Below are 21,116 nucleotides of genomic sequence, written 5' to 3' on the forward strand. Positions count from 1 at the left end.
TTCGATATAAAAGAGCCTGACGACGCGCCGCCAGGCTTTTGATTATGACAGATAGAGATTTGAATATTTGTTTGATAAATAATCAATTAAATAGCGAACATTCAGCTCTTCTCCTGTTGCATCTTTAATAATGTCTAACGGCTTTTTCCGTTTTCCGTGAATGTGCACCTTTTCCGTCAGCCATTGCTTTATCGGATGGAACTCTCCTCTTTCCAAGAGAGCGTCAAATTCAGGGAGATCCTCAAGCATTTTTTGTTTCAGCTGAGCCGCATACATGTAGCCGAGCGCATAGGATGGGAAGTAGCCGAAATCTCCACCTGCCCAATGGACGTCCTGTAAAATCCCCTCTGCGTCGGTCTGCGGTGTAATCCCTAAATAATCCTGGTATTTTTGATTCCAAAGCGACGGCAGATCTTCCACAGACACTTCATTGCTGAAAATCGCTTTTTCAATTTCATAACGGATGATGATATGAAGAGGATACGTCAATTCATCCGCTTCGACCCTGATAAATGAAGGTTTTGATTCATTGATTGCCCGGACAAAATCATCCAGGGAGATGTCCTTGAACTGTACCGGTGATGCCTCTTGAATCTTCTTATAGTACGGAGTCCAAAAATGCTTGTTGCGGCCGATAAAATTCTCGTAAAATAATGATTGCGATTCATGAATTCCCATCGATGCGCCGTCTGACAAGTTCGTGCCACTGAGTGCTTCATCAATATTTTGCTCGTAAATCGCGTGCCCGCACTCATGAATGGTGCCAAAGATCGCCGTCCGGAAATCTTTTTCATCATATCTCGTCGTGACCCGAACGTCTCCCCGATTCAGCGTAGTTGCAAACGGATGAACGGTTTCATCAAGTCTTCCGCCATCAAAATCGTAGCCAAGCTCCTGTAAAAAATACAGACTGAGCTCTTTTTGCTTTTCTTTCGGGAACGCTTTTGTAATAAAGCTTGTATCTGGTTTATTTCCGGAAGCTGTCACCTGTTTAACAAGAGGGATAATCGCTTCCTTCAGCTCAGCAAACAGCTGATCAAGCACCTTTACCGTGACGCCGGGCTCAAACAAATCAAGCAATGCATCATAAGGATGCTCTTGATATCCCCAATACGTAATAAAACGTTTATTGAATTCAATCAGCTGTTCTAAATAAGGAGAAAACAAGCTGAAATCAGATTTTCCTTTCGCTTCCTCCCACGCTGTTTCTGCCTTTGAACACAGAATCACGTATTCTTTGTATTCAGCCTCAGGGATTTTCTTATTCTCTTCATACTCTTTTTTCGCCAGTTCCACTGCTTTTTTCGTATCTTCCGACAAGTCATCAAATCGTTCATACAGGACATCGATAAGCTCCTTCATTCGATCTGATGTTTGGATATTGAATATATCTGTTGAAAGCTGGCCGATGCTTTCGGCACGATCCTCTGAGCCGTTTTTCGGCGCGCCTGTTCTGGAGTCCCAGTGCATTAACGCAACTGCTTCGCTGTAATGTGAGATTCTTTTTAAAAGATCAAAAAATTCTTTTTCATATGTATGTATCTCCATATCCATTCCCTCCCTATTCTAGCCGTTCCATTACAGGCTAATGGAAGGGGGTATGAAAGTCAAATTGTTTGTATAAAAGGCTGCCGGTATGTTTTGTGGCAGCCTTTTTATTCAGTTGATCGTCATTTGATTTTTTGGCGGAGGTGTTCTCCGCTTTTTCTGCTTGATTTTTTTATCTACCCACACTGTTGCCAGCGGGGTTAAGAGCGAGGTGACAATAACGCTTGTCGCGATAATTGCAGTTGCCGACTCAGCAACTGGCGCAAATGAGGCATTCGCTTCCGCTAATGCATATGGCACGGCTACAGCCGCCCCTGCCGTAGAAGAAGCGGCCACTCCCGCGACACCATCTCCCCGCGCAATAAAACGATCAAGCAAAAACAAAGAACTGCCCGATAAAATGACGACAGAAACTCCGATAAATATGCCGAGCAGCCCTGATTGGATCAGCATTCCAAAATTCAAGGTATTGCCGAGCGAAAAGGCGAAAAATGGAATGATCGCCGGCACAACCTTGCTGAATAAGTCTCTGAGATCATGATCCAGATTTCCAAGTATACATCCAAGTAAAAACGGGATGACTGTCGCTGCCAGCGTTTCCCATGGGAATGCGGCAAGTCCCGTCACACCAAACGTCACCATGGTCATAAAAGGACCAGATTCTGTACTGATAAAGGCGAAAGCACCCGCATCCTCTTTTCTTCCCATGTGATTCATGAGCGCCAAATACAGTCCGCCGTTCGTTTCATTCATTACCGCGACAATTGCTAAAACAGAAAGGCCTGCAAAAAAGCCGGATTGTATGCCTTCGTCAGGTATAAATTGCGCTGCGATCACGCCGAGCAGTGCCGCAAATCCGACCTTTCCCAATAATAACGTGATTCCTTTTCTTGCGATATAGCCTGAAGAACGAAAATCAATCGTTGCTCCTACGCAAAAGATAAAAACACCCAGTATCGGCAGCGTTCCGGTAATCAAAGCACCCGTAAACCCTCCAAAGAACTCCGCTGTTCCAGGCGCAAACGTGTTGAGCGCCGCTCCAAGAAATAGCGGAATAATCATCATTCCGCCAGGTACCCGTTCAATTGTCGCCTTGATTTTCATATTGTGGATTCTCCCATCCTCCGGTTATGAAAAAACAATTCCACTTACACTTGGAAAACAGCCTGCAAATCCTCTTTTGAACAGCTGCCCAGCTGGCTGCCGACTCCGACGGCGCCAGCTCCGGCTCTAAGCCAATCCGGCACTTCAGACGGATGTATCCCGCCTGTCGGAATAAAGGTCACCTGCGGGAAAGGACCCGCTAAATTTTTCATAAACGGGATGCCAAACACACCGCTTGGGAACAGCTTTAATGTCGTAAAACCGAATGTCAGCGCTTCCATAATTTCGCTCGGAGTCAAGACGCCGGGGATATAATGTGTCTTTACAAAAGATAGATGTTCAGCAAGATCAGCTGAAAAACCCGGACTGACAATAAACTGCGCGCCAGCCTCAGCAGCTTCCCCAGCTTGCTGCGCGGTGATGACCGTGCCCGCGCCAATTAAAATATCTTCCCTATTACGGAAGGATTCGATAATATCTGATGCCCCGGGGGTCGTATACGTCACTTCAACTGCACGAATCCCTTTATCTAATAAACTCTCAATCTGCTGACAGGCCTCCTGCTTATCCTTTGAACGAATGACTGCAATCAGCTTTGCTTCTTTCAGACGGTTTTCAACGACTTTGGACTCCATATTAATAATCCCCTTTCTTTTGGTGAACCGTTCTTTGAGCAGATAAAAAAGAAGCTAATTTCTCCCTGGTCGGCAAACCGTCCATATCCCCCGGTGCCTGCACTTGCAAAGCGCCAATCGCATTTCCCCTTTGCACCGCATCCTTGTACGACAAACCGTCTAGGATACCGCTGATTACACCGACTGCAAATCCGTCTCCGGCGCCGACCGTATCAACCACCCGGTCGACCCGGCAGCCTTCTAGAAATCCTTCACTTGTCCCCGTTTTAAAGTAAGCGCCTTCTTTTCCAAGTTTAATAGCAACAAAGCTGGCACCTTTTTTCAAATAATAGTCGGCAATGCCTTCAGGTGTTTTTTCTCCGGTCAATAGCTCTCCCTCTGCGATACCCGGGAAAAACCAGTCTGCAAGCCCAGCCAGATCATTGATTGTATGTACCATTGTTGCTTGATCAGGCCAAAGCGAAGGTCTTACATTAGGGTCGAATGAAATGGTCTTCCCTGCGTTTCTCATGTCGTTCATGACATGATACGTGAAGTCTTTCATCTCGGCTGACAAGGCAGGCGGAATGCCTGTCACATGCAAATGGCCTGCGCATTGAAAATAATCTCTCGGATATTCAGCTGAAGTTAATGTGCTTGCAGCTGAGTTTTTCCTATAGTAGGTAACTTGCGGGTCGCCTTCTTTCACTTTTGACTTCAGCAGCAGCCCGGTGGGATTTTCGTCCTGCGAGCGGATCACGCGGGACACATCCACTCCCTCTTTTTTAAGCTCTTGTAAAATAAACGTTCCGAGCTGATCATTGCCGACCTTGCTCATCCATCCCATTCGAAATCCGAGTCTGGCAAGGCCGCAGGCGACATTGCTTTCTGCTCCGGCAAGCCCTTTAGAAAAAGTGGATACTTCATGAAGGCCTCCATACTCATTTGCATAAAACATGGCCATTGATTCCCCGAATGTCACCGCATCAAGCTTCATCTCTTCCCAACCTCCTCTTAGTTGAGGGCACCTAGGATTAAAGTGACTTTCTCATGATGACTTTTGCCTCTAATTCAATGGTTTGAGGCGCTCCTTTGTCACCTTCAATCCTTTTTAATACACGTTCCATCGCCGTCCTGCCCATATCATGTGACGGCTGGGCGATCGTTGTAATACCTGGACCGATCAGTTTATACCATTCCGTATCATCGAATCCTGCAATCCCTATATCTTGAGGGATGCGCAGGCCAAGCTCTTCCATACAGCTGATGATTTTCAGCATAATCAAGCCATTCAAAGCCAGAATCGCTTTTTTTTGCTCCGGCATTTCCTTTTGAAAAGAACAAAGCGCCGCCTTAAGCTGCTCCTTGTCTTTTACGTCAATTTCATGCAATCTGACAAGCCCGTTCACATTTTGAACCGAAGCCATTTCCTGATACACAGCTGCTCTTTCTGCACGAGGGCTGATAGAGGAAATCGGTTCGGTAAACAGCGCGACATCAGTATACCCTTTGCTGTACACCTTCTGAAGAATCTCTTTTGTGATCCATCTGTTGTCAGTCGTTACGGTATCCAGTTTCAGATCCGGCAGTTTCCGGTCAATTAAGATTGTTGGAATTTGCTGTTCAGCAAAAGCGCGGAGTACATCCTTGTTTTCCCCTGTTGCGTTTAAAATCAAGCCCTCAACCGAATGGGCTTCTAGCTTTAAGAGCATTTCCCGCTCTTTTTCAGGACTGTTATCTGTGTTGCACACCATAATGCTGTAACCATATTGATCACAAACCTCTTCGACTCCCCTGAAAGCAGCGACCGAAAAAGGATTTGTAATGTCAGCTACAACAAATCCGATTAACTTGCTTTTTTTTATTTTCAAACCTTGTGCCATTTTACTCGGCCGATAATTCAATTCTGCGATTGCCTTTTTAATGTTTTTCACTTTTTCAGGAGAAATCGCGTCAATTTTTCCGTTAATATAGCGGGAAACTGTCGATTTCGAAACTCCTGCACATTCAGCTACATCTTTGATGGTTGTATGGCCTGTTGTTTTCTTTTTCATTCAAGTGCTCCTGTATCTCATATATTTGAAACCGATTTCAAAACCGTTACAACAAAAGAATACCATAATTTTAAAATTTGGAAAGAGTTTTTTTAATAATGTGTCAATTCATTATTTTCCGTTGACTCTTTTCACTATTTATCCTAAAATTTTCTTTGAAACCGTTACCAAAATATTTTCATTCAAGTGATGCTGAAATCCTAACCAAGGGGGAAATATAATGGAAAATCGTTATTCTGTACATCCTGAACAAGTAAAACGCTTTACAACAGAGGAGCTTCGCAGTCATTTCTTAATGGATCCTTTATTTACAGAAAATAAACTTTCGATGTATTACTCACATGAAGACCGGGTTGTCATCGGCGGAGCGGCTCCAGGGCAAAGTGAACTGAAGCTTGATGCAGGTGATTTTCTAAAAACAGACTTCTTTTTGGAACGGCGTGAAATCGGGATTATTAATGTCGGCCAGCCTGGTGCCGTTAGAGTCGGCGATGATGAATATGTGCTTCAAACAAAGGATTTTCTCTATATCGGAATGGGTAATCAGGATGTATCATTTTCAAGCCTGAACGGTGAAAAAGCGAAGTTTTACTTCGTCTCCGCTTGCGCCCACAAAAGCTATCCAACACAAAAAGCCGCCCTAGCTGAACTGACACCGGACCGCCTTGGTGATGATGCAGCGTCTAATGTCAGAAGTCTGTACAAAGTTATTCATCAGGATGGCATTAAAAGCTGTCAGCTGATGATGGGAATAACGATGTTAGATCAAAACAACAACTGGAATACCATGCCAGCACACGTTCATGACCGTCGGATGGAGGCTTATCTTTATCTGGATCTTGAAAAGGATTCAAAGGTATTTCATTTCATGGGCCAGCCGGACGAAACACGCCATCTTGTTGTTGGAAATGAGCAGGCTGTCCTTTCTCCCGCCTGGTCTATTCATTCTGGCGCAGGAACATCAAACTATAGCTTTGTGTGGGCGATGGCTGGAGAAAATTACACATTTACGGACATGGATCTCGTTCCGATGGATGGGCTGAAATAAGATGGGTTATCTACATGACGCCTTTTCATTAGAAGGAAAAACAGCGCTGGTGACAGGCCCTGGAACAGGGATCGGTCAAGGAATTGCCAAAGCCCTAGCCGGTGCTGGCGCTGATATTATCGGCACATCACATAAAAGCAGCCTGTCTGAAACACAGCAGCTTGTGGAACAGGAAGGCCGGATATTTACATCTTTTACATTGGACATGAGCAAGCCGGAAGCGATAAAGGATTCTGCAGCTGAGCTGTTTGAAAACAGGCAGATCCACATCCTTGTCAATAATGCCGGCATTATTCATCGGGAAAAAGCGGAAGATTTTTCAGAAGAGAACTGGCAGCACGTACTGAATGTCAATCTAAACAGCCTGTTTATTCTGACACAGCTTGCTGGCAGGCACATGCTGAAAAGAGGTCATGGAAAGATTATTAATATTGCCTCTCTCCTGTCTTTTCAAGGCGGCATCCTCGTTCCGGCTTACACCGCGAGCAAACACGCTGTTGCCGGTTTGACAAAATCATTTGCAAATGAGTGGGCAGCGTCAGGTATTCAGGTCAACGCAATCGCCCCAGGCTATATTTCTACTGCGAATACAAAGCCTATTCGGGATGACGAAAAGCGAAATGAGGACATTTTAAAGAGAATTCCTGCCGGCCGCTGGGGCCAAGCGGATGATATCGGGGGGACTGCAGTCTTTTTGGCATCACGTGCTTCAGATTATGTAAATGGACATATTTTAGCAGTTGATGGCGGCTGGCTATCCCGCTGACAAATAAAAAAGCTGACGAACGATCGTCAGCTTTTTTCCATTACATCATGTGCGGTTCAACAGGCAAGACCTTTTTGACCTCATCAATGATGCGTTCATTTTCTCCGCCAGCGTAAATGTGAATCGAGCCGCTGTCTTGATTCGAGCGAATCAGGCGCCCGATGCCCTGCCGTACACGTAACAACATATATGGCAGATCAACTTCTTCGAACGGATCTTTTTTCGCTCCGTTGCGCTTCGCTGTAAATACAGGATCGTGTGGCGGGAACGGTAATGACCAAATGGTAACATTCTTCAATGCGTCACCGGGAATGTCGAGTCCTTCCCATAAGTGAACTGAACAAAGTACTGTTTCTTCTTCCTCTTGGAATTTCTCTACTAAGCTGCTGATTTCCTCATCACCTTCGAAGAAAATTGGATACGGCAGCTCCCATGCCGCCGACAGCTCTTTAAACTCGTTTAATTCTTCAAAAGAAGGGAAAAGCACCAGCGTTCTTCCTTTGTATCGTTTGATTGTTTCAATCGTTTCAGCCGTTTTTTGTTCAGCGGCCATATCTGTTTTTGCGTATAAATTAATACTCATTTGCTCGTCATAATCATAAGGGGAATCAACAGTTAATGACAAATAATCATGAATCCCAAGACTGTCGGCAATATAATCAAACGAACCGCCTTCTGACAGCGTAGCAGAAGAGAAGATATAAGGAATTTTCTTAGAAAACACTTTTTCGCCAAGTACTTCTGCTACCGTTCTCGGCATCACGACAAAAGTTGATTCTGCTTCCTTTTTCTCCAGCCAGCTGATTGCATCCTTTTGATATAGAGATAATGAATACGCCATTTGTTCAACATATTCTTCCACTACTGACAGCTCGTATTGATCAATCGTATACATTTCAGACTCAAATACAAGTGCCTCACCGATTTTATCAAGTAAACGACAAAGCTCGTCCGCCGCCTTTTTGACACGCTGGTCATTTTTTATTTCTAAACGGTGTGAACCGGCTACTTCCTTTGATTCTTCAGAAAGAACATAGAAAAATTCGTCGTTTGCAGCAAGCGCATCTTCAATCAATTCTGCAAACTCTTCTCTGATGTCATTTTGCAGCAATCGTTCTAAAAACAATTCAAGAGTAGACTGCTTCACTCTATAGGTTAGCGCTTTTTGCGCAGCAAACTCTAACAAATGCCCCTCATCAAATACAACTGCACTATGATCAGGCAAGAGCGGCAGCTGGCCCTCTCGTTTGCGTGATTCTTCCGTCCACACATGCTCCATATAAAAATCATGGGAACAAATGATTAAGTCCGTTGACTTGCGGTAGTAATCTCTGGAAAGTGTCAGACCGCATCTGTGTCTCATATCACAAGTCAGACAGTCCTGAAACGAGTCGTAGCTTACGTCAGACCACTCTTCATTCGATAGATTTGCGTACTGCTTACGGTCGCCATACGGATAAAAGCGCTGCATCGCCTGGGACTCGTGGACAAATGACGGTAACGACTCATAAAGATCCAGCCATTTATCATCATCAGAACGCTGCATTGTTTTTTCAAGCTTCTTCAAGCATAAATATTGCTCATGTGATTTTGACAGCCTTGTATCAATTTTCAGATCAAGATGCTCAGCCAGCTTAGAAATATCGCCCTCTTTTTTCACCAGCTGTTCAATTAATGTTTCATCCGCACAAGCGATGATGGCAGGTTTGCCGACATACCTTGCATAGCTGATTGCAAAAAGAAGATATACCAGCGTTTTCCCCGTTCCCACTCCAGCTTCGGCGAACATGACTTTTTTCTCTTTAAACGCCCGCTCCAGCTGAAAAGCCATAAACACTTGCTCGTCCCGAAGATCAAACCCTTTTTCGGGAAGGATATCGTAAAACACGTCACCAATCCAATTGTTCAATTCTTCATAAAAATTCTTTGTTTTCGTTAAAGAAAAAGGCAAGCGTGATGTTGTCACCTAGTTCCAACCCCCAACTATTCGACATTCAGACCACCAATAATATCATTTTCCGCTGATGAATACAATAAAAAAACTTGGCAATGCCAAGTTTTTTGCAGTTTACTTACGATTGATCACATGCGACGATAAAAAAGGATGGTCTGTTGAATAAATATGTTCTACCGCTTTTTCTAAATCAGTTTGCGCATGCGAAATCACAGACGGAGACGAATCAGTCCCGAGCTCCTTCAGCTCGTTTGCTGTTGCGTCAAGCGCCCTTTGAATAAGATTAAAATGTTCGCTGTTCAGCATGAGATCACCTCTGATGGAAATAATCATCATTGTATGCGAACTTTTCATTTTATATACATGCTTTACCGCATGTTATCACCGAAACATGCACAAACTACACTTGATATTCCGTCTCCGGATTATCCGTCTTATCAACAATATTCTATCAGGGAGTGATGTTGACATGAGTTATAGAAACCGATTAGATCAGCATTCTGAACTGTTTCATCACAATTGGACGCGGCCTAAACGTTCTAAGTCTCAAGTAAACGGTCACACTGAAATGTCCCAAACCAACATTATATTGAGAAGCAACGCGAAAGCTCACCGTTGGTAACGATAGAATAGGGCTGAAAGATGAAAGAAGACGCATGCAGAGCGTCTTCTTTTTATGCGTTTTCTGTTTTCTTGCGCTGCGGTCTTACTTTTGACCAGTATTGATAATAATCCGTTTTAATAAACCCGTTAAAGAGCTTTCGTTTCTTCGTTGCTTTTCTGCCATATGCTTCCTCAAAGTTTTCATTTGATGTCAGCATATACACAGACCAAGTATCAAGCGGCTCGAACGCCTTCCCCATTTCTTTGTACATCTGCTCAACGGCTTTTTTCTCGCCGAGACGCTCTCCATATGGCGGGTTGCCGACAATTACGCCAAATTCCAGATTTGTGGTAAAGTCTTTGACCTGCATCTGTTTGAACTGGATTAGATCTCCCAATCCTGCTTCCTCTGCATTTTCTTTTGCGATTTCAACCATGCGGTGGTCTATGTCGCTAGCGAAAATTGTAAGCGGCTGATCATAATTTGCCTTTTCTTCGACTTCAAGCCGCGCTTTGTTCCACAGATCTTTACCGATCCATTCCCAATCCTCTGAAACAAAATCGCGATTGAATCCCGGGGCGATGTTTTGGCCAATTAGCGCCGCTTCTATCGCGATTGTTCCGGAGCCGCAGAAAGGATCAACAAACGGGCGGTCCGGCGTCCAATTGGTTAATTGCACCAAAGCGGCAGCAAGTGTTTCTTTAATCGGCGCACCGCCCTGATCGACACGGTATCCTCGTTTGTGAAGGCCTGTCCCTGATGAGTCCAGTGTAATCAAAGCCTGATCTTTCAATAAAGAAATTTCGACTTTATACTCGGCACCTGTTTCTTCAATCCAATCATTGGCTTTGCCGGACTGCAGCTTGAGCTTTTCGACAATTGCTTTTTTGACGATCCGCTGACAGTCAGGAACGCTTGCAAGTGTTGATTTTACCGATTTTCCGATGACAGGGAATTTCCCGTTTTCAGGTATAAATGAGCGCCAGTTAATCGCTTTCGTTTTTTCAAACAGTTCATCAAATGTTTTCGCTTTAAAAGAAGCAACCTGAACCTTTATGCGGTCGGCTGTTCTAAGCCAAAGGTTCGCACGGCAGATGGCAAGTGCATCACCTTCAAAAATAACTTTCCCGTTATCAACCTTGCATTCGTATCCTAAATCTCGTACTTCCTTTGCGACAACAGCTTCAATGCCCATCGGCGCCGTTGCAATTAGTGTATACTTCGTCATCGTATCACCCTGTCTTTTAAAACTTTTCTCTTTTCAAGATAAAAGCTCTCCTTATACGGGAGAGCTTGTTTTCATCATTTTAAATGTAAGTGGTCTAACGTTCTGTAAGCCATGTTTTGTTCCATCGTACTGCAAACGGCTCATCACCTCGTACTCAGGCGGCAATCATCTATCTACAGAAAGCATTCTGTCCTTCTCTCCGTTGAATTCCGTTAAGAAGGTTCCCCTACCAAAATTTGGGTTTCTCGCTCGAGGGGTTTACCGCGTTCCACTCTCACCATTTCTAGTGAGACTTCGTCACTGTGGCACTTTCAAGGATACTCAGCCATATCCGAAGACGTAGGCTTTTTTCCTGCCGTCAGCCTCTAAAGACTGCCCTAGCTTATGACTTCGCTAGGCACGAACACTACGGGCATCTCAGCACCGTGCGAGCATGGACTTTCCTCTACAGATTCAAGATCTGCAGCGATTACCCGAACGTTAAGAACATGAATTATTATATAACAACTGATTACAATTTACAAGCGCCATTTTTTTCAAGCGTGATCAATCATAAAGCTTGCTGCCAAAAACGTGTTTTTCTAAGTTAGACAGCCGTTTTAAAATATCAAAGTTTGTTGTGTTAGATTGCACAGGCTGTTTTTTGCTGGCTTCTTCAAGCTGTTTTTTCAGCTGCAGATTTTCCTGCTGCAGTTCTTCAATTTCTTGATGGAAGGTTTCATAATCCTTAATAATCATATCTAAAAATTTGTCAACGTCTTCTTGCTTGTAGCCTCTAACGCCTGTTTTAAATTCTTTTTCCAAAATTTCTTTCGCAGAAAGCTTTACTTTATCAGCAAGCATCTTTTTCACCTCGTATCGTGAATCATCACATATATTTTTTCAGAAATCTGTACGGTTGTCAAATTTCTCTCTCATTGTTAGTAGCTGTCTTCCTCCACTGTCACTCTCAAGTCATCCATTGTAATAAAGTAGATGGGATAGCCATCCTGTTCGCGCCTTTTTTCCGCTGTCCCAAGCATATACTTAGGGGAGCCTTCCTTTTCCGGGTCATATAAAAGCAGAAGCCCGTCGGACTTATCAATGAAGAACTGATTTTTTTGTTTGAATTGAAGCGGGCTTTCATAAGGACGGTGAGTCAGGCTTGCTTCATAGTCTGCCTGAGACAGAACTGCTTCATACTGTTCCTTATTCGGTTCTTTCCAGTTCTTTTCCTGCTCGTAAAATGGTGTGATGACAGCTACCTTTAAGTCAGGGAATTCCTCCTGCAAATCATATGCAGCTTCTGCCGCCCACAGCTCCGCTCCAAGCTGGCCCGAAATTAAAATCCATTCTAATCCTTCATCCAAAAAAGCAATCAGCCGATTCTTAATGGCTTTTTTTATGTAATACAGCGCCTTGTCATCCTGCTTAAATATCCCGAGTTCAAACGGTTTATAGCCCGTTATTGCCAATACTTTCATCATTTCACCTGCTTTAAAAAATGGGGCTCCCGTGGGCCCCATTTGTTGTGCTGCATTGTTTACACCATCAAGCTGCACGTTTTCCATACTAGTAGTCGCAGCAAGGTTTTCCTGCTTGAAAATGCTGATGCGTAGCCGGGTCAACATTTGAGAAAGTGTGTGGAAAGTAGTGAACGTGCTGAAAATGCTGGTGGTTTACGTTTGTTGTATGCTGTGGGTGAATGTGCGGCACGATAGTCTTCGAAAACGTATGGTGTTCACAGCAATGAGTAGGATGGACAATTGGCGCCATCATATGCGGTCTGCAGTGATGCATGATAAAATCCCCTTTCCATAAACTTTATTACAATACTAAGCTATGAAAAATAAGGGGTACATGTTCTGATGCAAAGACCTATTTTAAAAGTGTGCAATTAAGCTGTCTTTAAAGTTTGAAAACACAAAAGCAATCAAAAATACCACAACAAAGAACAAGTAAAAAACACCCTTATACATACCAACTCTCCCTTTAAAAATAACTAACGTCATTTTACAGGATTCGCCGCTATTCTACAACAAAATCAATGTGAATTCAGCAAAAAAAATTCATGGCGAAACAAGTCGTCTTTTGCGCTTTCCCGGGGAATATTTAAGAGGAATATTTCCTCTTCAGCCGGGCAATTCTCACATGCAGTTTTTCAGTTTCTTTCTCTGATAAGCATGCCGCATCGCTAAGCAATTGCTCTGCTACTTGCAATGCTTTTTCGAATTCTTTTTTCTTATGCTCAAAATATTTCGCGAGCTCTATTACAGCAGCGTATCTGCACTTCTGGTTTTGCGAGCGGGACAGCTTTTCCCAAAGCGGCACTGCTTCTTCCAAGCGGTTTTGTTTTTTGTACAGGAGCGATAAATCCAGCCGTGCACTGTCCTGATCCTCAAACGATTTTTCTATAAGCCTTTCCAACTGCTTGATCGCTTGGTCCGTTTCCTTATGAGCCATAAACCATTTCGCCATAGCATAGGCTTCACTGTGTTCTTTTGGCGCATGTGATTCTGAAAGGATTTTTTTAGACATATGGATGTACAATGAAATGAGTGATAACACATCCATTTCATTATGATGCAGGACACCTTTTAAAAGATCCGGCTCTTGCGCCTTGATAAAATGAAAGTAAAGCATTGGCGCCAAGTAGCCCGGTGTGTCTTCTAGTCTGCGGATGCCGAGCTCCTCTTTTTCAACCGTGCCAAGAGATACGCGGTCCATTTTGTGTTTCCAGAGGCGTCTAGCTCCATGCAAAAGATCAAAGTGGCCAAATTCCGGAAGCTTCGGAAGTCTGTCACGGATCAAGGTGTGTCTTGTTTTCACCTGCGGCCAATCAAAGGCTTTGCCGTTGTAGGTCACAAGTGATGTAATGTCAACCTCGCTTAAAAAGCTTTGGTACAAGGCGACTTCGTTCCCCGGTTTGGGCAAAAGATGCTGTTTGACTGTCACTCGGTCTTCATATACTCTCGCATGCCCAAGCAAAAAAATGGTATTCCCAGCTCCACCCCCAAGACCGGTTGTTTCTGTATCAAAGAAAAAGAGGTTGTTTTTGTTATACCCTTTTGCTGACAATGTATGCGACAGGCCGCTTTGATTCCACATTGTGATCACTTCCTCAAGCTCAGAAAAGCTGTATAACCCATGGCGGTGAGAAAGCGGATATTCTACTTCTCTGATGAGGCAATATTCATCTTCGAAGATGAAAGGCTTCATGCCAAAAGCCTCCCACTCTTCTAAAAACGGGATGTCATCAAAGTGGTTTTCTTGTTTGCCTGCTTCTATTTTTTGTTCTCCTTCGTCGAGCGCCATGTGCTTTTTCATCCGTTGGAGTTTCCCTTTTAATGACATATCCGGCCTCCCTCCTTACGACATTTGATCCAACAGCTGCAAAATTCTTTCCTTTGCTTTTATCCCTTCTATTTCCGTACCTATACAAGACGGACAGCCGTCATGACAAGGACAATGTGTAATCAGTTGTTTCGCCGCTTCATTAATGTCTGAAAAACGTTTAAAGACTTCCTCCGCCAAACCGATACCGCCCGGATAATGATCATATAAAAATATGGTTGGCAATCCGGTATGGGCTGCTTTAATTTGAGAAACAACATGAACATCATTTCGATCACACATGATATACACAGGGACAATATGCTGCAGCACATTCGAGATGCCAAGAAGCAGCTGTTCCAGTGTCTTTTCCCCGATGTCTTCATCCGCTGTTTTGATTTCGAGCCAAGCTGCACTTGTATGCAGTTCTTCTTCCGGCAAATGAATGGGTCCAGACCCAATATTTTCAAAAGTGGTCATTTTTATTTTTTTAAAAATGGTCGGCAGGGCATTGACAGTGACATCTCCGTAGTGCAATGATGTACGGCTTTTTTCTTTCGTTTTATCGATTTCTAATACCTTCAGCTGAACTGCCAGGTTTGCATCCGTATAATATTCGACATCGACTTTTCTGACATACGCCTTTTTATGGTCCCAATCGAGCTTCTCAACTTGATACTGAACGCCTTCATGCAAATAAATCGCTTCATCATGCAAAAGCGTCATCGCACTAAAACGGTCCATTTCACCGATAATCCTTACATTTGCAATATCCGACTGATCAACTATAACGACATTTTCCTGGGAGGCGGAACGCAAACTGATGTTTGAAGCAGGAAACGACTCACTTGCCCAATGGTACCGTTCGCCGTTGCGGTGAAGAACAGCCTCTTCCTCAAGATACTCAAGAATATCACTGACTTCCATGGGTCCAAATTCTTCATCAGCTCTAAAAGGAAGCTCATAAGCCGCACACTTTAAGTGGTCTACTAAAATAATCAAATTCTCCGGATTGATTCTTGCAGATTCAGGCGAACGATTAAAGAAATATTCAGGATGCCGCACAATATATTGGTCAATCGGTGTTGAATTGGCTACCATGATAATCAAAGATTCACCGTGTCTTCTGCCGGCTCGTCCCGCCTGCTGCCAAGCACTTGCAACACTTCCGGGATACCCCGTCATTACACACACTTGCAGCTGGCCGATATCAACACCAAGCTCTAAGGCATTCGTACTGACCACTCCTAAAATGTCGCCTTCTCTCAGGCCTTTTTCGATTTCTCTTCGCTCTTTCGGCAGATAGCCTCCCCGATAGCCTCTGATTGATTTTGTTCCAATCTCTTTTTTCACAAGCTCCTGAATATGGCTTAAAATAATTTCCACCCGAACTCTGCTTCTGGCAAAAACAATGGTCTGCACTTTGTTTTTAAGGAACTCTTTCGCCAGTTCATTCACTTCTGCGGTTGCGCTCCTTCTAATATTCAGCGGTTTGTTCACAATTGGCGGATTGTAAAACACAAAATGCTTGCGTCCGCTCGGTGCGCCATTGTCATCGACCAGCCGCATCGGTTTGCCTGTCAGCTGCTCTCCCAATTCCTTTGGGTTGGCAATTGTTGCGGAAGTACAAATAAAAACCGGATCACTTCCATAAAACCGGCAGATCCGCTTTAGCCGCCGGATCACATTTGCCACATGGCTGCCGAACACACCTCGATACGTATGAAGCTCATCGATGACGATATACTTAAGGTTTTCAAACAAACTGACCCATTTCGTATGATGCGGTAGAATGGCAGAATGCAGCATATCGGGGTTTGTAATGACAATATGACCTGCTTTTCTCACCTTTTGTCTGATTGCCGGAGACGTATCCCCGTCATATGTAAAGCTTTTAATATCAATGCCCATTTCATCAATAATTTCATTTAGCTCGCTCTTTTGGTCTTGTGCCAGCGCTTTAGTCGGAAATAAATATAACGCCCGGTTTGTTTCATCTTGGGCGATGGACTGCAGGACTGGGAGGTTGTAGCATAACGTTTTTCCTGATGCTGTTGGCGTTACGGTAACGATGCTTTCTCCTTTTTGCACATATTGAAAAGCGGAATATTGGTGAGTATATAGTTCATCAATGCCCCTTTTCGAAAGGGCCGCTTTGATTCTCTCGTCTATACTTTCGGGCATAGGCCTTGTTTTTGCTTCCCGAGGCTCAATTTCATGCCAATTCACAACGTTTTCATTTCCTTTTAAATCAGAAATGAGTTCAGTCAGTGATTTCTTTTTCATTCTTTACACCTCTTTGTCAAGTACAGTTTACCGAATATTTGTTTGCATGGCTAGGTGCAAATTTTATACAGTTGAATAAAAAAAGCAAGGCATACGCCCTGCTTATTTCGCTTTTATTGTAAGGAGCTTTGATTCGCCTTTACGAGCAGCCTTTTCGCCTGCCGATACCATTGATCCTACAGCCTCACCATTCATTATAACGATTGGGATGACTGTGCTGCTCGCTTTTTCTTTTATTAATTCCAAATCACATGTAATCAGCGGGTCACCGACCTTCACTTTATCCCCTTCTTTAATGTGGGCAGTAAATCCTTCTCCGTTCATATTGACTGTCTCCAGCCCGACATGAATTAACAGCTCAATTCCCGAGCGAGTCCGAATGCCAACGGCGTGTTTGGTGTGGAAAATCTGAATGACTTCACCTTCAGCGGGAGAAACGATTTCACCGCTAGAAGGTTCCACCGCTATTCCTTCTCCCATCATTTTCTGTGAAAAAACAGGGTCCGGTACATCTGACAGGTCCATTACTGTACCGTCTGCCGGAGAATAAATAACCTCTTCTGTCACCTTTTCCTGAGTTTTGCCCATTCCGAATAATTTTTTCAGCAATGTATTTTCTCCCTTCTCATTCACTTCAACCGTTATCCCTTCATTCACCACTATTTAACCACACTTTCAATTTTGCTTCAATTTATAACAACATCTGGCATAGACGCATAATCTGGATAAAAAAGGCGGTGGCGAAATTGGAATTCTATGATGACAAAAAGAACGAACTGCAAAAGAAAGAAGAAATCATAACGGAGGCAATCGACACTCTTTTTCAATCCTCAGCGTTCGGCAACCTTATAAACAGATTTCAGAACCTGATCAACTCGAGTTTAAAGGATGTGCAGACGACCATACATGTCAGAGAAAGAGATACTGGGCTGTATATCGATATTACCATTCCGGCGACGTTTCGAGATGGCGAGATCGTCGTTGATGTTAAATCGAGGTATCTCCATGTAACACTCCAAGAAAAACAGAAACACCAAAATGAGGCTACCTTTACAAGCATGACAAGAACGGTTCAGCTGCCTTATGAAGTTCGCCAAGAAGATATGGAAACGTCTTGGAACGAGCAGACAATGACACTTTTCTTTCCAAAAAATAAGCATGAATGAACGATTCATTCATGCTTCTATCATTTAAAAAAGCTGGTAAATCCCTTTATTAAAGATCCGACCTGATTCATTGCACTCATTACTTGACCTGTCGTATCCATCATTTTATTAAAATCAAATTGCCCATTGGCTTTTTTAAACTGCGACATAATGCTTTGAAATTGCGAAGGCTGCTGTTGATTAGGCCTTGGGATAGGATAAGGGTTAGAAAATACAGGCGGCTGCATAGGCATAGGCTGAATCGGAGCATAAGGCTGATAATAATCCTGCTGTCCATAATGCTGCTGAGGCAGTTGTTGCTCTAAATAACCGGGTGCAGCCTGCTGATAATATCCTTGCATTTGCTGAGGATAATAATAGCCCATTTGCCGAGGATAGCTTCGAGAGCTCCCGTTCATTGCGATTCCCCCTTAAACACAACATATTTCTCTTCTATATATGTATGAATGACTTCTATTGTTTGTGTCACAAGTGATGATTAGCATTTGTCAAATTGTGTCGAAAGTTTAAATTTTTTAAAAACAGAAAAAAGTCGAATCATTATGGTACCATATTTTCAATACAGATGAGAGGGGATGCACCATAATGAACGTATCATACTTAAGCAAACGTTTTGCAGAAATGAAGAAATATGAAACAGACTGTATGAATAAACTGATGGACTTTGCCAAGTTCCTCTATATTCAAGGACATCTCAGCATAACTGAGTTTCGTAACAGTATGAAGGTTCTCGAAGCAAATGGAGCAGAAAGCCCGGCATATGAGATGAATTAACGTCCGGCCCCCTATAAAAACGAAAAGAAGACAGCCTTTTACCGGCTGTCTTCTCTTGCAATTTCATCCTTTACTGCGTGCAATGTATAAAGGACTGACTCAGTGATGTCCTTGAATCGTTTTTTATGAATATGATGAACATAAGATTGAAGGACCAATTCCAGGAAATTATCCTTTACGGCCTCAATTTGCTCTTTATGCACATATTTTGGCCGGCGGACTTTTATCAATTCAAGAGCACCCTCTGCCCAGCGAGCAGCCAGTTCATCATTCTCTTCAACTGCAGGCTTTATCGTCTCAAAAAAATCATAAGAATGATTACTGTTTTTTCCTTCCTGATACCGATCAGCGCCTTTTTCAGCAACTTCAATCATTTGCTCGGTCATTTCCAGCAAAGTTTGTGATAGCAATATCTTTCACCTCAATGCCTATCGTACCAAATTTCACTCGCAAATTCAGCCGATACGGTATACCTTCTCAAACGCATACCTGTGTTCAGGCGATTGATACAGCTCATTTATACAAATATGAAGATCTATGATTTCTTCTTCCAGCATACTTAGGCGATCGTTTTCCGTTTCCCGCATCTCAGCCTCTAATGCATTTACAGAATGATTCAGGCTTTGCTCAGCTCGCGTTAATTCATCTTCTATATCAGAAAGCATACGGAGAATATCTGTCTTGCATACATAACCGGACATTCGTGTACCTCCCTTTCCTTGTCTCTCCCGGTTAAAATTCTTTGCTCTCAAGGCTCTTTCCTTCCTCATGACAAAACTAGAAGCAAATCGCCAAACAAACAGGTATTCCACGAAAAGCTGAAGTTTTCGACAAAAACACCCGCAAAAATTGTATGATCCTCCTCCTTAATGCAAACGATACTTGTGAGGAGGTGCCGTATGAAAACAAGACCGAAAAAAGCCGGCCAGCAAAAAAAGACTGAATCAAAGGCAATCGATTCTTTAGATAAAAAATTAGGCGGCCCGAACCGCCCTTCTACGTAAGAAGCAAGGAATTTCCTTGCTTCTTTATTTTTTGAGCCACTGCTCCACCGCAAAAAGCGCATGAAGCTGGCGCTTTTTATGTAAATACCAGTCTGTCAATTCAATCTGCTTCGGCAATTCCTCGCGCCTAAAGAACGTTTTCTTTATCTTTCCATGAAACCAATCTGTTTTCGTTCCGTCTAATGAGTGGATTAACTCAGGGTAGCATGTCCTTAGCATAGGAGATGTTCTTTTTGTAATCCCGATCATCTTTTCCATATCAAAACGGGAACCTGTGTGCGGCACTGTGTGCAAAAAGTGATAAAAAGAGGAGAACAATTCTGGCTTGAACAGCAATTGAGACAGCTGCTTTCCCAGCCTTATCCTTTCCTCCGCCTTCGAAAAGCGTTTCACTGAAATGCCGTAAAAAAACCCATTTGAGGAAGGAAAAATAACGGTGTTAAAATGAAACCAGTCACTTAAATAAAAAGGAATCGTGTCAAAAACATTCTTTTTAAACGAAGGATTTTGTATAATAGGTGTTTGGATAGTGTTTTGTTCATTTATAATGAGGGCGTACATTAGCCGCTCCGTATTTCGCTCATGCCAAAAACGGGTCCATTCTTCCGACATAAATTGCGAGACGCCAAACACATGCAGCAGATGAAACAGCGGCTTCCCAACTCTTTTTGACCAGTGGTATAAAAGAAGCTGCGGATAGGCATCCGAAAAAATAAGCCAGTTCGCTCTTTCATAGGCTAAAAAGAACCATTTTTGCTGTCTCTCACGGAGTCCAAGCTGAAACAGACTGCCTTTTAAGTCAGTCATTGACCAGCCGGCATTACGAGAAACGAAAGAAGCCAAGAGTGACCATTTGATTTCCGGATGACGGTCGTAAAATGCTTTATAAGCATTTGTTCTTGAAATGTTATCCGCGTTTTTTATTTTTGTCTGCCGCTCAATCCGGCTCAGAAGCTTTCTAATGGTCTGTTGTTCTTGCACGTTCATTCACTTCCGTCATGATTAGTTTAATAAGGAGGATGAGAAAGTGATTCGGTATCCTAACGGAAAAACATTTCAGCCGAAACATTCGGTTTCATCCCAAAACAGTCAGAAAAGGGCCCCGTCTTACAGTAATCGCGGAATGACCCTCGAAGATGACTTAAACGAAACGAATAAGTATTATCTGACAAACCAAATTGCCGTTATACACAAAAAGCCGACACCTGTTCAAATTGTAAATGTCCATTATCCAAAAAGAAGTGCCGCAGTGATTAAAGAAGCTTACTTTAAACAATCATCGACAACAGACTACAATGGGATTTACAAAGGGCGGTATATTGATTTTGAGGCGAAAGAAACGAAAAACAAGACCTCTTTCCCCCTGCAGAATTTTCATGACCATCAAATCGAGCACATGAAGCAGGTAAAGGCTCAAGACGGTATTTGTTTTGTTATTATATCCGCTTTCGACCAGGTTTATTTTTTGGAAGCCGATAAGCTGTTTTATTTCTGGGACAGAAAAGAAAAAAACGGCAGAAAATCAATTCGAAAAGATGAGTTGGAAGAAACAGCTTATCCGATTTCTCTTGGATACGCACCCAGAATTGATTATATTAGTATTATTGAACAGCTTTATTTTTCGCCATCATCTGGTGCGAAAGGTTGATTAACG

Annotated in this window: 26 protein-coding genes and 1 other RNA gene; 7 read left to right on the plus strand and 20 right to left on the minus strand. The window is 43.1% G+C overall.

Annotation, left to right across the window (positions count from 1 at the left end):
• Nucleotides 1-42: 42 nt before the first annotated feature.
• The 5 genes from ypwA to kdgR all read right to left on the minus strand — a co-directional run bounded on the left by ypwA (nucleotide 43) and on the right by kdgR (nucleotide 5,320).
• Nucleotides 43-1,548 carry a carboxypeptidase gene (gene ypwA / locus MHI44_RS01605; protein WP_041336383.1) on the minus strand — a complete coding sequence of 502 codons (1,506 nt, stop codon included), beginning with the start codon at nucleotides 1,546-1,548 and terminating at the stop codon, nucleotides 43-45.
• Nucleotides 1,549-1,659: 111 nt separating this feature from the next.
• Nucleotides 1,660-2,652: a 2-keto-3-deoxygluconate transporter gene (kdgT, locus tag MHI44_RS01610; protein WP_014477146.1), complete on the minus strand. Its 993-nt coding sequence runs from the start codon at nucleotides 2,650-2,652 to the stop codon at nucleotides 1,660-1,662.
• A 44-nt stretch (nucleotides 2,653-2,696) separates the two neighbouring features.
• The gene (gene eda, locus MHI44_RS01615) at nucleotides 2,697-3,287 is read right to left on the minus strand and encodes a bifunctional 4-hydroxy-2-oxoglutarate aldolase/2-dehydro-3-deoxy-phosphogluconate aldolase (protein WP_015383933.1); all 591 of its coding nucleotides are present in this window, start codon (nucleotides 3,285-3,287) and stop codon (nucleotides 2,697-2,699) included.
• A 1-nt stretch (nucleotide 3,288) separates the two neighbouring features.
• Complete coding sequence (kdgK, locus tag MHI44_RS01620) at nucleotides 3,289-4,263, minus strand: 2-dehydro-3-deoxygluconokinase (RefSeq protein WP_015251846.1); 975 nt, start codon at nucleotides 4,261-4,263, stop codon at nucleotides 3,289-3,291.
• A gap of 37 nt (nucleotides 4,264-4,300) precedes the next feature.
• Nucleotides 4,301-5,320 (minus strand): pectin utilization transcriptional regulator KdgR, encoded by a 1,020-nt coding sequence (kdgR, locus tag MHI44_RS01625; RefSeq protein ID WP_339202753.1) that lies wholly within the window; start codon nucleotides 5,318-5,320, stop codon nucleotides 4,301-4,303.
• A 220-nt stretch (nucleotides 5,321-5,540) separates the two neighbouring features.
• On the opposite strand from kdgR, the gene kduI reads away from it, so the two are divergent.
• Nucleotides 5,541-6,368: a 5-dehydro-4-deoxy-D-glucuronate isomerase gene (gene kduI / locus MHI44_RS01630; RefSeq protein WP_017696982.1), complete on the plus strand. Its 828-nt coding sequence runs from the start codon at nucleotides 5,541-5,543 to the stop codon at nucleotides 6,366-6,368.
• A 1-nt stretch (nucleotide 6,369) separates the two neighbouring features.
• Nucleotides 6,370-7,134, plus strand: a complete 765-nt coding sequence (gene kduD / locus MHI44_RS01635) for a 2-dehydro-3-deoxy-D-gluconate 5-dehydrogenase KduD (RefSeq protein WP_029726792.1) — start codon at nucleotides 6,370-6,372, stop codon at nucleotides 7,132-7,134.
• A gap of 40 nt (nucleotides 7,135-7,174) precedes the next feature.
• Here the strand turns inward: kduD and MHI44_RS01640 are convergent, their stop codons facing one another.
• Both MHI44_RS01640 and MHI44_RS01645 read right to left on the minus strand, forming a co-directional pair.
• Nucleotides 7,175-9,100 (minus strand): ATP-dependent DNA helicase, encoded by a 1,926-nt coding sequence (locus tag MHI44_RS01640; RefSeq protein ID WP_041849955.1) that lies wholly within the window; start codon nucleotides 9,098-9,100, stop codon nucleotides 7,175-7,177.
• Nucleotides 9,101-9,202: 102 nt separating this feature from the next.
• Nucleotides 9,203-9,394 carry a hypothetical protein gene (locus MHI44_RS01645; protein ID WP_003246090.1) on the minus strand — a complete coding sequence of 64 codons (192 nt, stop codon included), beginning with the start codon at nucleotides 9,392-9,394 and terminating at the stop codon, nucleotides 9,203-9,205.
• A gap of 163 nt (nucleotides 9,395-9,557) precedes the next feature.
• Here MHI44_RS01645 and MHI44_RS01650 point away from each other — a divergent pair, with 163 nt between their 5' ends.
• Entirely contained in the window at nucleotides 9,558-9,710 is a 153-nt protein-coding gene (locus tag MHI44_RS01650; protein WP_010327933.1) for a YpzG family protein, read from the plus strand.
• A 52-nt stretch (nucleotides 9,711-9,762) separates the two neighbouring features.
• On the opposite strand, the gene MHI44_RS01655 is transcribed toward MHI44_RS01650, so the two are convergent.
• From MHI44_RS01655 to MHI44_RS01695, 9 genes are all read right to left on the minus strand, one after another.
• A complete protein-coding gene (locus MHI44_RS01655; RefSeq protein ID WP_339202757.1) occupies nucleotides 9,763-10,920 on the minus strand; it encodes a class I SAM-dependent RNA methyltransferase in 1,158 nt (385 codons plus the stop codon).
• Between the two features lie 100 nt (nucleotides 10,921-11,020).
• An RNA gene (gene rnpB / locus MHI44_RS01660) (RNase P RNA component class B) lies at nucleotides 11,021-11,401 on the minus strand.
• A gap of 65 nt (nucleotides 11,402-11,466) precedes the next feature.
• Nucleotides 11,467-11,763: a cell division regulator GpsB gene (gene gpsB / locus MHI44_RS01665; RefSeq protein WP_003225629.1), complete on the minus strand. Its 297-nt coding sequence runs from the start codon at nucleotides 11,761-11,763 to the stop codon at nucleotides 11,467-11,469.
• A gap of 77 nt (nucleotides 11,764-11,840) precedes the next feature.
• Nucleotides 11,841-12,383, minus strand: coding sequence for a DUF1273 domain-containing protein (locus MHI44_RS01670; protein ID WP_015251836.1), 543 nt, complete (start codon nucleotides 12,381-12,383; stop codon nucleotides 11,841-11,843).
• 88 nt (nucleotides 12,384-12,471) lie between these two features.
• Complete coding sequence (gene cotD, locus MHI44_RS01675; RefSeq protein ID WP_010886551.1) at nucleotides 12,472-12,699, minus strand: spore coat protein CotD; 228 nt, start codon at nucleotides 12,697-12,699, stop codon at nucleotides 12,472-12,474.
• An 83-nt stretch (nucleotides 12,700-12,782) separates the two neighbouring features.
• Nucleotides 12,783-12,911 (minus strand): hypothetical protein, encoded by a 129-nt coding sequence (locus MHI44_RS01680; protein WP_003230707.1) that lies wholly within the window; start codon nucleotides 12,909-12,911, stop codon nucleotides 12,783-12,785.
• 100 nt (nucleotides 12,912-13,011) lie between these two features.
• Nucleotides 13,012-14,253: a metal-dependent exonucleaseMrfB gene (mrfB, locus tag MHI44_RS01685; RefSeq protein ID WP_015251835.1), complete on the minus strand. Its 1,242-nt coding sequence runs from the start codon at nucleotides 14,251-14,253 to the stop codon at nucleotides 13,012-13,014.
• Nucleotides 14,254-14,268: 15 nt separating this feature from the next.
• The gene (gene mrfA, locus MHI44_RS01690) at nucleotides 14,269-16,518 is read right to left on the minus strand and encodes an ATP-dependent helicase MrfA (protein ID WP_003230697.1); all 2,250 of its coding nucleotides are present in this window, start codon (nucleotides 16,516-16,518) and stop codon (nucleotides 14,269-14,271) included.
• 102 nt (nucleotides 16,519-16,620) lie between these two features.
• A complete protein-coding gene (locus tag MHI44_RS01695) occupies nucleotides 16,621-17,127 on the minus strand; it encodes a PTS glucose transporter subunit IIA (protein ID WP_044052678.1) in 507 nt (168 codons plus the stop codon).
• Between the two features lie 137 nt (nucleotides 17,128-17,264).
• On the opposite strand from MHI44_RS01695, the gene MHI44_RS01700 reads away from it, so the two are divergent.
• Complete coding sequence (locus tag MHI44_RS01700; protein ID WP_015251833.1) at nucleotides 17,265-17,684, plus strand: Hsp20/alpha crystallin family protein; 420 nt, start codon at nucleotides 17,265-17,267, stop codon at nucleotides 17,682-17,684.
• Nucleotides 17,685-17,704: 20 nt separating this feature from the next.
• On the opposite strand, the gene MHI44_RS01705 is transcribed toward MHI44_RS01700, so the two are convergent.
• Nucleotides 17,705-18,082, minus strand: coding sequence for a YppG family protein (locus MHI44_RS01705; RefSeq protein ID WP_015251832.1), 378 nt, complete (start codon nucleotides 18,080-18,082; stop codon nucleotides 17,705-17,707).
• Nucleotides 18,083-18,269: 187 nt separating this feature from the next.
• Here MHI44_RS01705 and MHI44_RS01710 point away from each other — a divergent pair, with 187 nt between their 5' ends.
• Nucleotides 18,270-18,458, plus strand: coding sequence for a YppF family protein (locus MHI44_RS01710; protein ID WP_003230690.1), 189 nt, complete (start codon nucleotides 18,270-18,272; stop codon nucleotides 18,456-18,458).
• Between the two features lie 38 nt (nucleotides 18,459-18,496).
• Here MHI44_RS01710 and MHI44_RS01715 read toward each other — a convergent pair whose 3' ends face one another.
• The gene (locus MHI44_RS01715; RefSeq protein WP_003246080.1) at nucleotides 18,497-18,868 is read right to left on the minus strand and encodes a YppE family protein; all 372 of its coding nucleotides are present in this window, start codon (nucleotides 18,866-18,868) and stop codon (nucleotides 18,497-18,499) included.
• A gap of 45 nt (nucleotides 18,869-18,913) precedes the next feature.
• Nucleotides 18,914-19,159: a YppD family protein gene (locus MHI44_RS01720; RefSeq protein WP_015251831.1), complete on the minus strand. Its 246-nt coding sequence runs from the start codon at nucleotides 19,157-19,159 to the stop codon at nucleotides 18,914-18,916.
• A gap of 198 nt (nucleotides 19,160-19,357) precedes the next feature.
• Between MHI44_RS01720 and sspM the strand changes: the two genes are divergently transcribed.
• On the plus strand, nucleotides 19,358-19,462 hold the full coding sequence (sspM, locus tag MHI44_RS01725; protein ID WP_003225606.1) for an acid-soluble spore protein SspM: 105 nt from the start codon (nucleotides 19,358-19,360) through the stop codon (nucleotides 19,460-19,462).
• Nucleotides 19,463-19,486: 24 nt separating this feature from the next.
• On the opposite strand, the gene MHI44_RS01730 is transcribed toward sspM, so the two are convergent.
• Nucleotides 19,487-20,449 (minus strand): DUF2515 domain-containing protein, encoded by a 963-nt coding sequence (locus MHI44_RS01730; protein ID WP_015251830.1) that lies wholly within the window; start codon nucleotides 20,447-20,449, stop codon nucleotides 19,487-19,489.
• Nucleotides 20,450-20,489: 40 nt separating this feature from the next.
• Here MHI44_RS01730 and recU point away from each other — a divergent pair, with 40 nt between their 5' ends.
• Nucleotides 20,490-21,110 (plus strand): Holliday junction resolvase RecU, encoded by a 621-nt coding sequence (gene recU, locus MHI44_RS01735; RefSeq protein ID WP_004399067.1) that lies wholly within the window; start codon nucleotides 20,490-20,492, stop codon nucleotides 21,108-21,110.
• The last annotated feature ends 6 nt before the right edge of the window (nucleotides 21,111-21,116 follow it).

The organism is Bacillus sp. FSL K6-1366 (genome assembly GCF_037976695.1).
GTDB classification, from domain to species: domain Bacteria; phylum Bacillota; class Bacilli; order Bacillales; family Bacillaceae; genus Bacillus; species Bacillus subtilis.

What these genes read in the sequence shown, in the direction of transcription:
- ypwA (WP_041336383.1), bottom strand. Translation starts at nt 1,548, where the DNA reads ATGGAGATACATACATATGAAAAAGAATTTTTTGATCTTTTAAAAAGA.
- kdgT (WP_014477146.1), bottom strand. Translation starts at nt 2,652, where the DNA reads ATGAAAATCAAGGCGACAATTGAACGGGTACCTGGCGGAATGATGATT.
- eda (WP_015383933.1), bottom strand. Translation starts at nt 3,287, where the DNA reads ATGGAGTCCAAAGTCGTTGAAAACCGTCTGAAAGAAGCAAAGCTGATT.
- kdgK (WP_015251846.1), bottom strand. Translation starts at nt 4,263, where the DNA reads ATGAAGCTTGATGCGGTGACATTCGGGGAATCAATGGCCATGTTTTAT.
- kdgR (WP_339202753.1), bottom strand. Translation starts at nt 5,320, where the DNA reads ATGAAAAAGAAAACAACAGGCCATACAACCATCAAAGATGTAGCTGAA.
- kduI (WP_017696982.1), top strand. Translation starts at nt 5,541, where the DNA reads ATGGAAAATCGTTATTCTGTACATCCTGAACAAGTAAAACGCTTTACA.
- kduD (WP_029726792.1), top strand. Translation starts at nt 6,370, where the DNA reads ATGGGTTATCTACATGACGCCTTTTCATTAGAAGGAAAAACAGCGCTG.
- MHI44_RS01645 (WP_003246090.1), bottom strand. Translation starts at nt 9,394, where the DNA reads ATGCTGAACAGCGAACATTTTAATCTTATTCAAAGGGCGCTTGACGCA.
- MHI44_RS01650 (WP_010327933.1), top strand. Translation starts at nt 9,558, where the DNA reads ATGAGTTATAGAAACCGATTAGATCAGCATTCTGAACTGTTTCATCAC.
- MHI44_RS01655 (WP_339202757.1), bottom strand. Translation starts at nt 10,920, where the DNA reads ATGACGAAGTATACACTAATTGCAACGGCGCCGATGGGCATTGAAGCT.
- gpsB (WP_003225629.1), bottom strand. Translation starts at nt 11,763, where the DNA reads ATGCTTGCTGATAAAGTAAAGCTTTCTGCGAAAGAAATTTTGGAAAAA.
- MHI44_RS01670 (WP_015251836.1), bottom strand. Translation starts at nt 12,383, where the DNA reads ATGAAAGTATTGGCAATAACGGGCTATAAACCGTTTGAACTCGGGATA.
- cotD (WP_010886551.1), bottom strand. Translation starts at nt 12,699, where the DNA reads ATGCATCACTGCAGACCGCATATGATGGCGCCAATTGTCCATCCTACT.
- MHI44_RS01680 (WP_003230707.1), bottom strand. Translation starts at nt 12,911, where the DNA reads ATGACGTTAGTTATTTTTAAAGGGAGAGTTGGTATGTATAAGGGTGTT.
- mrfB (WP_015251835.1), bottom strand. Translation starts at nt 14,253, where the DNA reads ATGTCATTAAAAGGGAAACTCCAACGGATGAAAAAGCACATGGCGCTC.
- mrfA (WP_003230697.1), bottom strand. Translation starts at nt 16,518, where the DNA reads ATGAAAAAGAAATCACTGACTGAACTCATTTCTGATTTAAAAGGAAAT.
- MHI44_RS01705 (WP_015251832.1), bottom strand. Translation starts at nt 18,082, where the DNA reads ATGAACGGGAGCTCTCGAAGCTATCCTCGGCAAATGGGCTATTATTAT.
- MHI44_RS01710 (WP_003230690.1), top strand. Translation starts at nt 18,270, where the DNA reads ATGAACGTATCATACTTAAGCAAACGTTTTGCAGAAATGAAGAAATAT.
- MHI44_RS01720 (WP_015251831.1), bottom strand. Translation starts at nt 19,159, where the DNA reads ATGTCCGGTTATGTATGCAAGACAGATATTCTCCGTATGCTTTCTGAT.
- sspM (WP_003225606.1), top strand. Translation starts at nt 19,358, where the DNA reads ATGAAAACAAGACCGAAAAAAGCCGGCCAGCAAAAAAAGACTGAATCA.
- MHI44_RS01730 (WP_015251830.1), bottom strand. Translation starts at nt 20,449, where the DNA reads ATGAACGTGCAAGAACAACAGACCATTAGAAAGCTTCTGAGCCGGATT.